Raw genomic sequence first — 14,662 nt, 5'->3', positions numbered from 1 at the left:
TCAACGGCAGCAATGTGCAGTTAGCGGCACTTGCAAAGTCTGGCCGCGGCTCGCCTTGATAGGACATGAACGGCCCATTGCGGCCGTTCCTGCAAAACCCGTCTAACGTTAACTCCTAGCCCAGGATAGAAATGGAATACTACACTGAGAGCAACTGTGGACATTAACTGCGGTTCGAACAAACGGCAGATTTTACATATCTATCAGCGCCTAGAAGGCTCGGGATAGTCTATCTTTCTTTTGCGAGAACGACGGAAATATCTAAGAATTCCGCGATGTACTTCGAGCTTATCTTGCTGGTCCAAAATCCGTTGAACCCGCTATTCTGAGCCAATCCCGCAGACCTGCCAAATATCCTTGACGCCCGCGCCAGTGCCTTTTGCAGGGAAGCGGTAGATCAATTCTAAGTCTGAATTCAAGATATCTATATCGATGGCCTGTGAGAATTCGTGCAAGAAATACTCATTTACAGTGAGGTCGCCGATCCAGGCTTGATCGCCGGGACCACCATCAAAATAGTAGACGTCCCATTCAAATGTGTAGGAAGGTTCCGAGGCCTGGGTAAAATGTAGCAAGAGAGTTTCGGTTTGGCCGTCGGTGCCATAGAGGCGCGGCAGTGCCGGCCCAAAAAACATCATTTTCAACTGACGGGTCTCTTGTCCCGATTCATCGCAACCAATTTGCAAGGCGAATTCATGCTTTTGCACAGAAAGGGACAGCGAGTGAAGTCCCATCGGGTTTCTACTTTCAATGGCTTTCCATGACTGCGCCAATGCTGTGCTGCCAGTTACCAGCACAGCAATCAAACTCAGGCTGGCAAGTCTGCCGATCCAACGAATGATGGGGGAGTTCTGTTTCATAGATGATCCTATTGGCATGTCGGACCTTGAAACCAAGCGCGAACGAGTGCCGAGGTTGCTTTGATTTCGGACGAGTACGAAATGGCCAATCCCATAGGACGACCAGTTTCAAAATCATACCCAGCGTAGGTCAGGCATTGCCCTACCGTTGTACGTCGGTAGGTAACGCCCGTACAGGCTGGATCGTTCAGACAGACCTGTGCACAATCTGAGATATGCCCGACAGTGACGGCTCGATTTGCATCCAAGGTCTTGCCTGTCTCTGGGTCTTTTTGGTGCATCAAGCCTCGATAAAATGTAAATCCACCATATTCGCCTGCAGCAGGTGCCTTTGAAAAGGCACATCCTGCTGTAGCGGACTGTGTTGCGAGCAGTGTCAACGCCAAAACCGCGGCCGACCTTATTGACGATAAGCTGATCATGGTTCTAGTCTACAAAATTCGGAATTGCCGTTGGTATGCCTCAAAACCACGGCGTCATTGCGCCCCAACTTATCACGTGCAACGTTTGTGGTCGCCACAGTGGCCCAAACTTTGCGTCCACATTTGCTGCTTCCCCAGGAAACACATGTGTTGCCACTGCGCGCCAAATCGATTTCACATCTAGGAAGGTCTGACCAAACATAAAAGGCGCTTGCGTTATGCATATAGTACAAATCCCCTTGTGCACTTGCTGCACTCGCTGCAAACACACCGCCAATAGCCAAGGCGGATGCAACCATTATTGCGTTTGTCTTTGTTCTAATTGAGTTTGACATATTGGATCTTTCTTTTCTCTTTCAGAGGCTCGCTGACACGTTCCTACGACGAATTTGTCGACCAACATATTAGGGTAAATGTACTAGTTGCCTTGAAGGCCTACCCAAGTAGGATGGCGCTCTGGATTGGAGACCCATTTGGCAATATTGCGCATTCCCCCCAGTGATTACACCGAGGACCGGGCAAAACTTTTTGCACGTGCACCTGCTAAGATCTATTTCGGTCATATCGCGTCATTTATAGTTCTGACCTATCTGGCGTGGGATGTTTTACCCGTTTTTGTGCTGGTCGTTTGGGCGACATGGGAGATCTTTGGAACCCCCATTTTGCTTCACCAGCTCACGAAATCCGTGCCAAAAACATCGACTACTGATTTTGATCTTTCCGCATGGCAAATACGTCTGCATAGGCTTTTTGCCGTTGTGGGTTTAAGTTGGGGACTGTTTGTCGCTCTTGGTCTGGATGTTGAAAACCCCGCTCATTTTTCTATTCAAATGGCCATTGTTGCTGGTGCCTGTGCCTCGGCCTCACGCTCCTTGGGGATTTTTCGGTTCTCATTTTATGTTTATGTCATCCCTTTCACGGGCCTACTTGCTCTGCGCATTTTCATGTTGGGAGGAGACTACATCCTGCTTGGGATTTTGGTGTTGATTTTCATGGGTATGCTGTGTCGGCTGGCCAATGATACCAGTGAAGAGCTCTCTGATTATCTCGCGACAAAGGTAGAAAATTTGGATCTTGCGCAGAAGTTTGAGCGCGCAGCACAAGAGGCAAACGCAGCCAATTTGGCTAAGACACAATTTCTCGTCCAAGCTAATCATGATTTGCGCCAACCCATCCATGCAATTGGTTTGCTCTCTGAATGCTTGCGAGACCAATCTATAAATGAAGAGGGTAGGAAAATACTCGACACCATAGATACCTCAGTTGACAATTTAGCCAATCTCTTCAAATCATTGCTTAATATCACCTCGCTTGAAACCGGCGCCATTCAAGAGGACATTAGTGTCTTTGAACTCAACGATGTCATCGAGCAAGTGGTGCGTCAGGCTCGACCCGAAGCGAGGGAGCACAAAACGGAATTAGCGCATGTTGCTACCTCTGTATGGGTCGAAACAGACAAGGCATTGTTGACTTCTATTTTGCAAAATCTAGTTTTCAACGCCGTTAATTACTCAAGAGGGAAACGGGTTTTGGTTGGAGTACGTCGGCGCCACGATTGTGTTTCAGTGGAAGTTCTAGACCAGGGTTCTGGCATGTCTGAAGAGTTGCAATCACGGGTCTTTTGTGAGTTTGAGCGCGGCAATCCGGAGGGACCAAATCGCGTAGAAGGGCTTGGCCTTGGGTTGGCGATTGTCGCCAGAACGGCGAAACTTTTGGATTTTTCGATTGAACTGCAATCAATAGAAAGCCGTGGTTCCCATCTTGCGCTGTGCGACCTGAAGGTTGTCGACAAGCCGATCGATCTGGAACAGAGCATAGTTTCAGGCGCCCATGCTCAACCGAAAAACCAGACGATTATGGTAATAGATGACAACCCGCAGATACTTGCGGGATTGCAGTTGCTATTATTAAAGTGGAACTATGAGGTCGTTGCAATCGAGCCGCATTCACTGAGCTTCCCCAAAACTGCACCGGACGTGGTGATCAGCGATATGCACCTGAACATCGAGAACAACGGTCTTGAGCTGGCACAGAAAATTATCGAGCATTACGACCAAAAAATCCCGACGCTTATCATCTCTGGAACCTTAACGCCCGAACTTGAATTCTCCGCCAAGACGGCCGGGCACTGGACACTTCTCAAACCTGTTTCACCTCGTGAGTTGCGCTCAACGCTTTTGGCGATGCGGTAAACGGCCTATTCCCCACTTAGACCAATCCATTGAGCGCAGCAATTGCAGCGGCACTTGCCCGGGTTGAGACATCCAGTTTTTTGAAGAGGGCAGACATATGTGCCCGCACGGTGAAAGGCGAAATATCGAGTTCTCTGGCAATCTCTTTATTGGATTTGCCCTGACCAAGGCGTACTAGTAGGTCGATATGGCGGGGCGACAGACCCAAGGTGACGTCCGGTTTTTCGAGGTCGTTTTCTGGCTGAGCTTCTAGCAGCATGACAACCTCGCCGTCCAAAACATCTGCGATGGCTTTTTGAATTTGCTCAGGAAGGACCGATTTTGAAATATACCCATTTGCCCCCGCCGCTAACATTGAGCGCGCTATTTTTGGGTCTTCGTTCATCGAGACCACGATGATTGCAGATTGCGAACATTTTTGCCGCAGATGCCCGACGGAATTTGCCCCGTCAAAACCTGGAAAAACCAAATCCAAAATTAGAAGGGTCGGATGGTTGTCATCTTCTATGTGGCTCAAGAGAGATCCAAATTCGGCCGCTTCCAGGATCGTCCCTGGCAGGACGCGACGAATGATCCTCGTCATTCCCTCGCGGAAAATTGGGTGGTCGTCGGCAACAATGATCATGTCTTTCGTCATATCAAATCTCTTTTCCACCCTCCAATACTTACCGACTGTTAAAGCTATTCCTGTGCTAAAACGAAGCCAACGATACTGGACACGTCCTTAGTGCAAATGTCCTAATATTCCCGGCTCCACGTTTACTATAAGTTAACTGTAAAAAAATCCACGATCATCTAGAGCCAATGGATCTGAGCTTGGGGTTTAGTGGGCTGAAGCTCCAAGAGAGGCTATTGGGTTGATCGGGATTATTTGCAATTTGATGATTCCCGGTCTGGGCTCTCTGCTGATGAAGAAATTCTTTAACAGCTTCATTCAGCTCACCCTTTCGCTTGCGGCTTTCATTCTGGTTCGCACCGTTTTTCTAGCGTTTTTCGGATTAATACTGTGGCTGATAGTATGGCTTTGGGCCTTAGTTACGGGCCTGCAGCACCGCAAACGGTGCAAAATCACCCAAAGGTCCAATGCGGTTTAGGAATAAGGACACAGCCATGCATCCCAACTGCCAAGATAGACAGTGTACCTGTAGTGACACCGCTAGAATGAAGGCTGTATCGAAAACATGGGATCGCTACAATTCAGTGATCAGATATCAATGTAACACTTGTGACAACAGCGTTGAAATAATTCCGTTGTCCCACATTGGTTACACGTTAACAGTCGGCGTATTGGCCCTTTTATTCATCATATATATCTTCGTCATCAAAACCCATGACGCCGGATTTTGGACCTATACTATCGTGGGTAGCCTTATCGTTTATCAACTGTTCACGACAACCGCCCACTGCTTGGCGCACCATTTACATCCACTAGCTCTCAAACCTAAAGCCCCTGTGTTTCAGGTTCGGAAAACTAATCTTCGAACACGCATTGAGGGCATGAGTTTTCTCAGCGGTGTCTTCCTCCCGATCATTTTGGGCGGGTTCATCCTTGGTGTTGCTCTCATGCTTGGGGTCTTACATGATCTCTATTTTCCGCGTCCCTAAACATTTCAAGACTGCATTGAACTCGCCCCCGCTCAGCAGATTTTGGCACCTGTCGCAGCGAATGGTGGCTCGCCGCACTTAGTTCCCCATATACCGCGTCATGCTGCACTCAGCGTGAATGTCGTAGAAGGGCTGGGACCGGCCATTAGACGTAACCAGCACCAATGGCAGCAATGCGCAGGGAGCGGACTTTGCAAAGTCGGGATCACTATATGCTAGCCTGGGTGCGATCGGCCCATAGCTGATCCTAATTGAGATTGCGGTGAATGACCGCTTCACCCAAAAGCGGACTTCCCTGTTGCTACAAGAGTGGGGTTCATATTTTTCCTTGTGATGGCCTCCGGAGGTCGACCTTCAAAAAAATAATTTGGACACGACTACCGGAAGAAAAAATCGCTGCAACGCAGTGACAAATTGAGCCACAAACGACCGAATGGGCAATACGACGACGGCGTAGTGTGTCCCTTTGAAGGTATTCAAGAAATCTTGTGACACAGACGACTAAAGCCCTTTCCGATCATTGAACTGATCTGACCTTTTAGTTCATTGGCTTGAAAGAAATCCAAGAACCCATTTCGCGATGTTTGGTTCGATGGGTAGGTCCGATTTTACGTTAGACTTACGAAGATACTGAGCTACGTAATGATCCTCTGGTCGCCAATTGCTATTTCCTAATCTCGCGTGGTGGAACTGCTAAACGGCCTGTTGATAAATTCAGCGTTTCGAGGAGCGATAGTTATGCTGAAAACACTCAGCTCGAGTATGTTTCTGGGATTTATGTGCGCAGTGCCTAGTTCTCTAATTTCGGAAGAACTGGTATTCGCAACGGGAGACTGGAGACCATATATTTTCGAAGAATCTGGCGTCGTTAACGTTGAAACTCCCGGTTTTAGCGTGGAGATCGTCAATAAAGTATTCGAAAAGATGGGGCACTCAATTACTTACAGATCCGCTCCCTTCCTCAGACAAATTAACATGGTCGAACAGGGAACCGTTGATGCACTGGTCGGATTATATCAAGACGAAGCCCCGAGTCTTGTATTTCCAGAAGAGCCAATTGGAAAAACACAAAACTGTTTTTTTGTAAAAGACGGTGCCACTTGGAAGTATACTAAAATAGATGACTTGTCAGAAATTGTTATCGGCACTGTTTCCGGTTATTCCTATGGGGAATTAGATGCGTTTTTTGAGAGCAAGCCCGAGAATAAAATTTCGCTGACGGGCAGTGAAATTGGAATGATGGAACGATTAGTTGGCCTTGTCAGACTGGGCAGAGTCGATGCAATCGTTCAGGACAGATTGATCACTGAGTTTTTCTTAAACAATGCGGAAGCCAGTGAAAAACTGGAAAATGCTGGCTGTTTAACGCAGGTGCCTTTCTATATTGGATTCACACCCAATAGCCCTTTTTCAAAAGAATATGCCCTTATTTTTGACGAAACTCTGAACAAGATGAGGCGCTCGGGTGAGTTAGATGAGATCCTTTCCAAGTACAGCGTGATGGACTGGGAGTGACGAAAATGAAGAGATTCACCATAATCATAGAGGTCATTTTCGCCTATAAATTGGGGCGTTAGAAATTGGCTGTGACATTTTTAAAAAGAAAATCGATTTTCTTTAGGTCGGTTTTTCTGGTGATTGTTCCCATCGCTTTATTAGCGACGGTGTCGATACTGATTATTTTGTATTTCGATTCCAGTCGTCGAATTGAAAACTCCAAAGAGAGCTTCAGTAACGATAACGAGCTGATCGCGAAAACGATACAAAACCAACTGTGGAGTTTGGATCGAGATTCAGTTGCCGAGACTGTAAGGAACTTGGTTGCTATTGATAGCTATGCCTGGATCGAAGTGCGGGACCAAGCGGGGTTCAATCTGATCGTCGGTGAGGCGATTGAAGAAGACGGACTGTTGGTAAATGAACTACCCCTTCGTTCTCCTGATGCGCATAGCTCAGAAGATTTTGGAATGATCCGATTTGGGCGGCGCATTCAAGAAAATAGCCTGACGCAACCGCGGTTACTACTTCAGGAAGTATCGATTCTGGCGGTTGGAATATTGGCGGTGGGTGCCTTGATACTGGCATTGATCTGGCGGGAATTTATCCGACCGATGGCGGAAATATCTCACCAAATCAGGTCTACGCGTGGTCGCATTAACGAACTCTATGTTTCAGTCGATGATCCGCCTCATGAAATTGCAATACTGCTAGACTCATTTAACGGTCTCCGAGAGAATTACATTACCGAAGAAAAACGTGCAGGTGATGCCCAAATTAGGTTGCAAAACGCAGTGCGGATTACAGGGCTGGCCAGCTGTATTGTTAATCCTGAAAGTCGCGAAATCGTATCGTTTGACGAGAACTTCTCGGACCTTCACGGTGTCGGCCACCAGGGAGAGAATACTGAACAGATCGCCACTCTTTGGGAGGGGGTGATCAAGGTCAGTTGCATGACGTTGGAGAACTTTCATGAAAGGGGCGGGAACGCTCAATATGAAGAAGTCATTGAAATTGAAACTGAAAAGTTTGAAACTCGAAAACTTCGCCGGGCTTTTCAGGTTCGGTGGACAGATGAGTCAGAGACCGCCATTGTTGATGTCGTCGTTCAAGACGTCAGCCGGATCAATTTTCTAGAAGAAAAACTGCGTCAAACCCAGAAAATGGAATTGGTTGGAAACCTCGCCGGAGGCATCGCGCATGACTTTAACAACATCCTAGCCGTCATCATGTTCCAGTTGGAGTTCCTACAAGAGATTATCGAAGACGCAACTCATTTAAAGGAAATTGATGTTGTACTGGAAGCTGCTGAACGAGGGGCGGATCTGACCCAGAATATGCTCTCGTTTTCACATGCTGAAGATGTTCAAGTTAAATCGGTTAATTACCATGATGTTGCCAATAGTATATTGCGATGGGTCAGGCGGGTGCTTCCCGACAATATTGAAGTCTTCGATGACATACCCAGCAGTATTTGGAGAATAAGTGCCGATGAAAGCATAGCTGTCACAACTCTTCTTAACCTGATCATCAACGCCAGGGATGCGATGGATGATGGGGGAAGAATAACAATCTCGGCTCGTAATATCTGCGTGGGTACAGCAGACAGAGAGCTTGTCGATCAAGGTATTTCACCGGGAGAATATGTGTCGGTTAGCGTACAGGACACTGGATCGGGAATACCCAAGTCAAAAATTGCAAAAATTTTCGATCCTTTCTTCACAACAAAATCGGCAGGGGTAGGTACTGGGCTAGGCTTGGCAATGGTAATGAGCTTCACCAAACAGTTTGGCGGTCATGTAACAGTCAATAGTGTGGTCAACGAGGGCACGACATTCACGCTCTACTATAGGGTGTTTCATAGCGAACGGAATGCCGAGCGCCGCAATCAAGAGGTTGTGGAAAAAGGTAGGGCCAGTACACGCAGTATTCTGTTGGTCGAAGATGAGCCGGTGCTACTTGCAAAAATGGCAACTTTTCTTACTCAATCTGGGTTTGAAGTTCTGATTGCAAAGAGCGGCGATGAAGCAGCAGAAATTTTTTCAAAGAGTCAGAAATTTGACCTATTGATTACAGATGTTGCCATGCCGGGCAACCTACAAGGGCATGAGTTATTTAAGCATGCTAAGTCTTTAGATCCGGATTTAAAGGGCATCTTCACATCAGGTCATTCGAACTTTCCGACAGATTTATCTCCATCATGGGATTCATGCACCTCATTCTTGCGCAAACCGTTTCGAAGAAAAGCTCTCTTGAGCGCAGTGGCTGAAGTTAGTGGTGATGTCGATAAAAGCGGATCTCAAATGATGAAAATTCATCCTTCTTAAGTATCCTTCGCAACTGTGATTGTGACGGATAAATTGAAAGCTGGCGCTGTTGTGAACAACCAATTTCGACTCAAAGCTGCCGTCTTTATCGACTTCAGAAAACGTTCGTTCGCCGGCCTTTCTGCATGACCAGACCAGTTGATATGTACTAGGCAACTGGTCTGCTTTGGGCTGGAACCGGCCGTTAGACGGGTTTGTCACCAACGGCGGCTATGGACAGAAATGCACCTTCCGCACTTAATTGTGGTGCCCCTCCAATCTCGCTTTGCTTTAAGTGTTCACTGAACATGGGCGTGCAAACGTTAGCTGAATGGGCCGTGCTTTCCCGTCTTGTGCAAGGCTCGCATTTCTTCCGTCAGAAAGTCGACAAAACGCCGGACGCGCACTGTTCTTCTTAAGTCTGAGTGGAGGAGCAACCATAGCCAAGGACCGGGGGACAACTCCGTTCCCGGCACCCTGCGAAGGTTTGGAAAAACGGGCTCAAAGAGGGTTGACATATGTGACATGCCGACAGACAGGTTCACGAGGCGCATTCTCATCTGTCCATCCGATACCTCGTGGCGCAGCGTTGCACTCGGAAAAGGCGAGCGTTGCGTCCAGCTTTCAGGGGCACCCTTCGTCGGAGTGCCAATCCATGTGAGACCCGTTCCGCCTTGCCCCGCTATGGGGACCTTCTGTTTAAGGTAATCTTTGCTGGCATAAACGCCAATCTCTAGCTGGAACAGTTTACGCGCGACCACATCTTCGGTCACCTCGTGGGCGGCACGCAGCGATATGTCGGTTTTATCATTGGTGATCGATTCGACTTCGGAAGTCAGTCTCATCTCAATATCGATCTCAGGAAATTGATCACTAAAGCGCGCAACAATCGGTGCCACAATGTCGTAAGCAAGCGTTGGTGTCAGCGAGAACCGTATTTTGCCTGCCTCGCTACGATCAAGCCCTTCAACCCGTTTGCGCGCGGCGAATATTTTTTGTTCAGCCTCTTCTGCCATCGGCAACAGAGCTTCTCCGAATTCGGTCAACGAAAAGCCCCGTTGGGACCTGTGAAACAATCTCACGCCATAGCTGGATTCCAGCGCCTGAATACTTCGATTGACAGTGCCGTAGCTGGCACCGACCATTTCTGCTGCGTTCCGCAAACTACCCGCGCGAGCAACGGCAAGAAAATGTGGCAGGAGTTCCCAATCAAACGTACGCATGTTCCACCTATGTAACAAACCGTTCTATTTGTTTCGTAGGTGATTGGTGGGGAAATAGATAGACTGGATTGAACCTATTCTTCTTTGCTCGCATTGCGGCGCCTCTCAATGACTGGACCACACAATGAAACGATATCATCCCTTTCTCGTTGGCCTTCATTGGCTCATCGCGGTAATGATCTTTGTCGCTCTTATTCTTGGCGGGCCTAGTCTGGCCGAGATCCCAAACGATAGCCCAGACAAGATGTTTGGGCTGACCGGCCATATGATTTGGGGGCTGACAATTGGGGCGCTTATGATCACGCGACTACTAGTGCGGGTCTTCGCCAAGGCTCCACCCCATGCGGATGCGGGCAGTGCAGTGCTGAATTCCGGCGCTAAACTGGCGCATTTGGGACTGTATGCGTTGGTTTTTTCGATGGTGGGCAGCGGCATTGCACTAGCTTATTCAGCTGACCTGTTCTCGATCGTCTTCGGAGCGTCCGATGCAGCCTTACCGCCCAACTTCAGTGTTTTCACAGCTCGAACCGTGCACGGCATAATAGCGACCGTCCTTCTTGTCTTGATCGGTCTTCATGTCGCTGGTTGGGCCTATCACCAGTTGTACTTGCGAGATCGGTTGATCAGTCGCATGTGGTTTGGAAAGCGTAGCTAGGGCGACCATAAAAAGTCTGCACAATCACCGCGCTGCCTATTGTATTACTGGGCGCTGGTTTGAACGACTTTGCGCAGCATTGCAGCCATTCATCGAAATGTGGAAATGACCGTTTTGCCCGCAGTGCGATCATTGGTTCATCTCGTTGCAAATGTCGGCTTTTGCCCTCAGGCGCCGACAGGGCCATGACTGCTTTGGGCTGGAACCGGCCATTAGACGCGATCACCACCAACGGCGGCTATGCGCAATTAGCGACCTTTGCAAAGTTGGCCCTGAGGAAGCGCCGACATGCCGCGAGTGGCGACCGCAGCGAACGGCTGGTCCGAGCCCCGACCTGCAGAGTCTCTGCTACGCAGCGAATGTCGGCTTAGGCCTTACAAATGAGAGGTCGATTGTTTTTTATGTGCCGGGCAATGAGGCTTTTCTGGCGTTTGCTGGATGGTATGTGGCAGGCAGGTTCAGGTGAGAAATCTAGCTCGCAGATTTCCGGAAGGATGGTTAGGATTTCTTCCCGCGCTTCTGGCCTCATTGACTTAAGTGCCTCAGGACCGGCGAAAAAGCTTTCCGTTGGCGCACCTTCCGCAAAAACCACTTCGTGGCGATCAAAGAGGAGGTGAAAATACTCAACGTCCTCGTGAGCCGGTTCAACAAAAACTCCGGGTAATTCCGTCAATCTGATTGCCGCAACCAACGCGTCTGGTCGACCAAACATCCGTTCGCAAACTCTTGAAGATACCAGCATGCGATGTTGGCGGGAGACCAACAGGTCGCGATTTGGCATGCCATTCCCCAAGGCGCCAGCCATGATGCGTACTGGTGCCAAGTTAGGATTGTCGCATATTTCTTGGGCGCGCAACTTTCGGCTCATAGGAATCCGCAAAACTTTGAATTCGCCGTCTGTGGATAGGACTTTATCTCCCGCCTGCAATTTTTCTACAGGGATAGGGCCATTGTCTGTTCCGATCAATGTCCCGCGCACAAAACATGTAATAGTGGTATAGGCCGTGGGAGTTGCCGTGTGGCTTTGGTAGCTGCCTAAAGTCGAACCGACGGTAAACGCCGATCCCGGCCCCGGAATGAAATACCAACCGCCACCCGTATTAAAAAAGTAGAATGTCTCAACATGTGAACTGCCACCGGTGTCTGTAAACGACACATCAATGTCATATGGTTGGCCTGCGGTAGCGCCAAACGAACCGCCATTAATGCTGACAGTCTCGTTGCCATCACTCGAACCATGTAGGAAAGCATCATCATCATCGATTGTTGCGGTGTAGGCCGTATTGTACAGAGCGTTATAATAGGTTCCAGTCCACCTGAAGGCTGTAACTGTGTATTGTGCCATAACCTAGTTTTTCCGCGCGATCAGAGAAACGTCAGTCAAGTGGGGCCTGTTGCCTATGCCGGACATCGCACTGGACACAAATGGTATACAACTCATTTTTGGACGAGCATGGTCACCCCGTTTTGTTTTGTTGCTTTGACAAAGGGGTATCTCAATGAGTGCTCGCCTGAGCATTCCATATCCCTTGAAATACACGGATTCCGACCGACCAATATCGCTCTTGTTGTATGCCATGTCTGCCTCAGTCAGTTCCCCGGCTTTGCGCGCGGGACTTTTATTTCAGAAATATTAACGCGAAAGTGCACCGATTGGCGATGCTGGTGGTCAAATTTCTGATATGAGGTGCTATCAGATCACACGTGATCTGTTCCACGACGCCTAAAAAGCAGCCATTGGTACACGTACACTTTCAGCGAATTCATACTTAGTCCGCTTAACAGGTATTCGAGCGACGCGCAGCGAAAGTCCGAAATCCGCCCTTTTTGCTCGATATACCGCGTCATGCTGCACCCAACACGAATGTCGTAGAAGGGCTGGATGCAGCCGTTAGACGGGTTTGGCATAGATGGCGGCTTTAGGTCGTTCGTTACATGTAGCGCCAGCGAAAAGTCGTGTCTGGGGCAAACCCCAACCGCTCTAGAGAAACCCAGCTGTGACCAGTTCGCGCTTGGCGCGTTCAACTGTGCGAACGTGACAGCCCAGGGAGCGGGAAATTTTGCGGTGGGGCTGGCGGGTGAGAAGCGCGGCTCGGAAGGCGGCCATTTTAAGGGCTCGGCTGGAATGCGGCCCAAGCGGGATTTGGATCCGCCCCGGACCATAGGTCATGAACAGCCAATAGCTGATCTGATCACCAAGTTGCTCGGTTAGGATTGAGCGCGCCAAGCTGTGCTGATGCGGAATGTTGGTTTCAGTACCGCCAAAGAGACCTGTCAACTTCCAGACGGCGTCCGGACCAAGGCTGTCTTCCAGCTCTTCGAGGATCTCAGGGACGGTCATCCCGAGATCAATCATTTCATCACAGGTTAGTAGGTTCAGGGGGGCGTGTGTGTCTGGCATAGGATCTTGATGCCGGCACTCGTCGGTGTGTACCGCCCCGTCACGTGTCGGGTCCAAAGCCAAAACGCGCTGGGCAAATTTTGTCGGAGATTTGGCGAGATCTCAGGGGCTCGATTTGCGGGCCGCTGAGGTCACTTTCCGCCTGAACGCTACTTCGGGGCGGAAATTATCACAACCGCGATGCTGTCCCGTTTAAGTGGTATTTAACGGCGATCCTCAGAACAGGTCCGGCCTGCAGTTCTCTGCTTGCTGGGGTGAAACGGAATGAATAGGCAAAATACTGCCTTTTTCCTGCTTAGGAATGAAAACCAGAGTGTGGGAGGGTGGATTTTCTCAACAGGCCTGCAGACGGCGGAGATCATCCGGCGCGATCACCAGTTAGGTCGATCAGGATTTAGAGGAAAAGATCAGACTGGCGCTGATCCTTAGGGCAGCGCAGTTCTGCTGACATGCGTTCCACAGTCCGGATATGAACGTCGACCTCTGCGGCAATGAGGGAATGGCTCAAGCCTTGGTCCAGCAGCATGGCGATCCGTTGGCGCCGTCCGGTTTGCCCGCTGATGTTTCCGGCAGGCACCAGAATCTTGCCGCTGCCGAGCAGCTTGTAGAGCTTTTGGGCATTGGCTTGCCCGACAAGTTTCGAAAGGGAACAACCGGGGGCAGGGTCCTTGGCGAGATAGACCTCGCGACCGCCGCGCTGTTTGCCCAGGCGTACGGCAAGGTCGACGCTGATCTCATCAGCGATCAGCGCCAGAACGCCGGGTAGATATGGCTTGAAGCCATCGCTCACTTGCGATGCTCCGCCCAGTCAAAACCGATGCCAGCGCGCGCTCCCCAGGCCTTCAGGGCTTGGATCACGGCATTTATTTGTTTGTGATTGCGCAACATGTCGATGTCGGCAGGAACCGAGCCCCAGGCGTTGCCAAACTGGTCGCGAATGAATTTATTCAGCCCGGCGCGGCTGGGGTCACGCAGCTCGCCTGCGTCGCCGAGCTTGGTCCAAACCACATGCACCAGGCGCAGATCCGGGCGCGGGGCTGGTTTATGCTTTTTCTTACCCTTTGAAGAGGTTTTAAAGCCGTCGGCTTTTAGCCGTTTAAGCACCTTAAAAAGGTCGGCGTCGCTTATGTCTTTCATGGATTTCTTACCGGTCACTACAAGCTGCAAGGCACGGCGCGCGTCACCGTCCAGGCCAAGTTCGCGGCAACCGATGTGGATCTTTTGTTGCAGGGCGCGGCTCATGTCAGGCCTCCATGTCCAGGTTGGCATCCTGAGGAAACCGATCCGCAAACCCGGCCAGACGGCGGTCAGCAGTCGCCATTTCTTCCTGGATGATCAGGTTCATGTCGGCAGCGGTGATGCCAGCGCTCTTGGCGTCACTGATGAGCAGGGTAAGTCGCCCGAACAATGTCATCATGGCGCGGGCCTGGGCGGTGGTAGAGGCGCTAAAACTGGAATGCAGGCGCGCGCGAAATTCTTCGTTTGTCATCGGCATTTTGAG

13 protein-coding genes are annotated in these 14,662 nt (G+C 49.8%); 4 read left to right on the top strand and 9 right to left on the bottom strand.

The features are described 5' to 3' along the window. Positions 1 to 320 precede the first annotated feature (320 nt). Complete coding sequence (locus EBB79_RS12970; protein ID WP_127749280.1) at positions 321 to 860, bottom strand: hypothetical protein; 540 nt, start codon at positions 858 to 860, stop codon at positions 321 to 323. Between the two features lie 8 nt (positions 861 to 868). Further along, positions 869 to 1,141, bottom strand: coding sequence for a PAN domain-containing protein (locus tag EBB79_RS25660; RefSeq protein ID WP_420850411.1), 273 nt, complete (start codon positions 1,139 to 1,141; stop codon positions 869 to 871). Between the two features lie 614 nt (positions 1,142 to 1,755). On the opposite strand from EBB79_RS25660, the gene EBB79_RS12960 reads away from it, so the two are divergent. Beyond that, on the top strand, positions 1,756 to 3,474 hold the full coding sequence (locus EBB79_RS12960; RefSeq protein ID WP_127749278.1) for an ATP-binding response regulator: 1,719 nt from the start codon (positions 1,756 to 1,758) through the stop codon (positions 3,472 to 3,474). Between the two features lie 16 nt (positions 3,475 to 3,490). On the opposite strand, the gene EBB79_RS12955 is transcribed toward EBB79_RS12960, so the two are convergent. Next, positions 3,491 to 4,099 carry a response regulator gene (locus EBB79_RS12955; protein WP_164860804.1) on the bottom strand — a complete coding sequence of 203 codons (609 nt, stop codon included), beginning with the start codon at positions 4,097 to 4,099 and terminating at the stop codon, positions 3,491 to 3,493. 1,718 nt (positions 4,100 to 5,817) lie between these two features. Between EBB79_RS12955 and EBB79_RS12950 the strand changes: the two genes are divergently transcribed. Further along, positions 5,818 to 6,594, top strand: coding sequence for a substrate-binding periplasmic protein (locus tag EBB79_RS12950; RefSeq protein WP_127749276.1), 777 nt, complete (start codon positions 5,818 to 5,820; stop codon positions 6,592 to 6,594). Between the two features lie 71 nt (positions 6,595 to 6,665). Then, positions 6,666 to 8,903 (top strand): ATP-binding protein, encoded by a 2,238-nt coding sequence (locus EBB79_RS12945; RefSeq protein ID WP_127749275.1) that lies wholly within the window; start codon positions 6,666 to 6,668, stop codon positions 8,901 to 8,903. Positions 8,904 to 9,205: 302 nt separating this feature from the next. On the opposite strand, the gene EBB79_RS12940 is transcribed toward EBB79_RS12945, so the two are convergent. Continuing rightward, positions 9,206 to 10,105 carry a LysR family transcriptional regulator gene (locus EBB79_RS12940; protein ID WP_127749274.1) on the bottom strand — a complete coding sequence of 300 codons (900 nt, stop codon included), beginning with the start codon at positions 10,103 to 10,105 and terminating at the stop codon, positions 9,206 to 9,208. A gap of 124 nt (positions 10,106 to 10,229) precedes the next feature. Between EBB79_RS12940 and EBB79_RS12935 the strand changes: the two genes are divergently transcribed. Beyond that, the gene (locus tag EBB79_RS12935) at positions 10,230 to 10,760 is read left to right on the top strand and encodes a cytochrome b (RefSeq protein ID WP_127749273.1); all 531 of its coding nucleotides are present in this window, start codon (positions 10,230 to 10,232) and stop codon (positions 10,758 to 10,760) included. A gap of 367 nt (positions 10,761 to 11,127) precedes the next feature. Here the strand turns inward: EBB79_RS12935 and EBB79_RS12930 are convergent, their stop codons facing one another. The 5 genes from EBB79_RS12930 to EBB79_RS12910 form a co-directional block, all read right to left on the bottom strand. Then, positions 11,128 to 12,105: a Hint domain-containing protein gene (locus EBB79_RS12930; protein WP_127749272.1), complete on the bottom strand. Its 978-nt coding sequence runs from the start codon at positions 12,103 to 12,105 to the stop codon at positions 11,128 to 11,130. A 636-nt stretch (positions 12,106 to 12,741) separates the two neighbouring features. Further along, positions 12,742 to 13,161, bottom strand: coding sequence for a helix-turn-helix domain-containing protein (locus EBB79_RS12925; protein WP_127749271.1), 420 nt, complete (start codon positions 13,159 to 13,161; stop codon positions 12,742 to 12,744). 394 nt (positions 13,162 to 13,555) lie between these two features. Beyond that, entirely contained in the window at positions 13,556 to 13,951 is a 396-nt protein-coding gene (locus tag EBB79_RS12920; RefSeq protein WP_127749270.1) for a hypothetical protein, read from the bottom strand. Further along, positions 13,948 to 14,403, bottom strand: coding sequence for a gp16 family protein (locus EBB79_RS12915; RefSeq protein WP_127749269.1), 456 nt, complete (start codon positions 14,401 to 14,403; stop codon positions 13,948 to 13,950). The genes EBB79_RS12920 and EBB79_RS12915 overlap by 4 nt, the downstream gene beginning before the upstream one ends. A gap of 1 nt (position 14,404) precedes the next feature. Next, positions 14,405 to 14,656 carry a hypothetical protein gene (locus EBB79_RS12910; protein WP_127749268.1) on the bottom strand — a complete coding sequence of 84 codons (252 nt, stop codon included), beginning with the start codon at positions 14,654 to 14,656 and terminating at the stop codon, positions 14,405 to 14,407. Positions 14,657 to 14,662 lie beyond the last annotated feature (6 nt).

Source organism: Parasedimentitalea marina, from assembly GCF_004006175.1.
Lineage (GTDB): Bacteria > Pseudomonadota > Alphaproteobacteria > Rhodobacterales > Rhodobacteraceae > Parasedimentitalea > Parasedimentitalea marina.
This window is presented reverse-complemented; position numbering and strand designations above follow the sequence as displayed.

Bases quoted from the DNA above. Each gene is read 5' to 3' on its own strand.
- EBB79_RS12925 (WP_127749271.1), bottom strand. From the start codon at position 13,161: ATGCCAGACACACACGCCCCCCTGAACCTACTAACCTGTGATGAAATG.
- EBB79_RS12935 (WP_127749273.1), top strand. From the start codon at position 10,230: ATGAAACGATATCATCCCTTTCTCGTTGGCCTTCATTGGCTCATCGCG.
- EBB79_RS12940 (WP_127749274.1), bottom strand. From the start codon at position 10,105: ATGCGTACGTTTGATTGGGAACTCCTGCCACATTTTCTTGCCGTTGCT.
- EBB79_RS12910 (WP_127749268.1), bottom strand. From the start codon at position 14,656: ATGCCGATGACAAACGAAGAATTTCGCGCGCGCCTGCATTCCAGTTTT.
- EBB79_RS12970 (WP_127749280.1), bottom strand. From the start codon at position 860: ATGAAACAGAACTCCCCCATCATTCGTTGGATCGGCAGACTTGCCAGC.
- EBB79_RS12915 (WP_127749269.1), bottom strand. From the start codon at position 14,403: ATGAGCCGCGCCCTGCAACAAAAGATCCACATCGGTTGCCGCGAACTT.
- EBB79_RS12930 (WP_127749272.1), bottom strand. From the start codon at position 12,105: ATGGCACAATACACAGTTACAGCCTTCAGGTGGACTGGAACCTATTAT.
- EBB79_RS12950 (WP_127749276.1), top strand. From the start codon at position 5,818: ATGCTGAAAACACTCAGCTCGAGTATGTTTCTGGGATTTATGTGCGCA.
- EBB79_RS12955 (WP_164860804.1), bottom strand. From the start codon at position 4,099: ATGATCATTGTTGCCGACGACCACCCAATTTTCCGCGAGGGAATGACG.
- EBB79_RS25660 (WP_420850411.1), bottom strand. From the start codon at position 1,141: ATGCACCAAAAAGACCCAGAGACAGGCAAGACCTTGGATGCAAATCGA.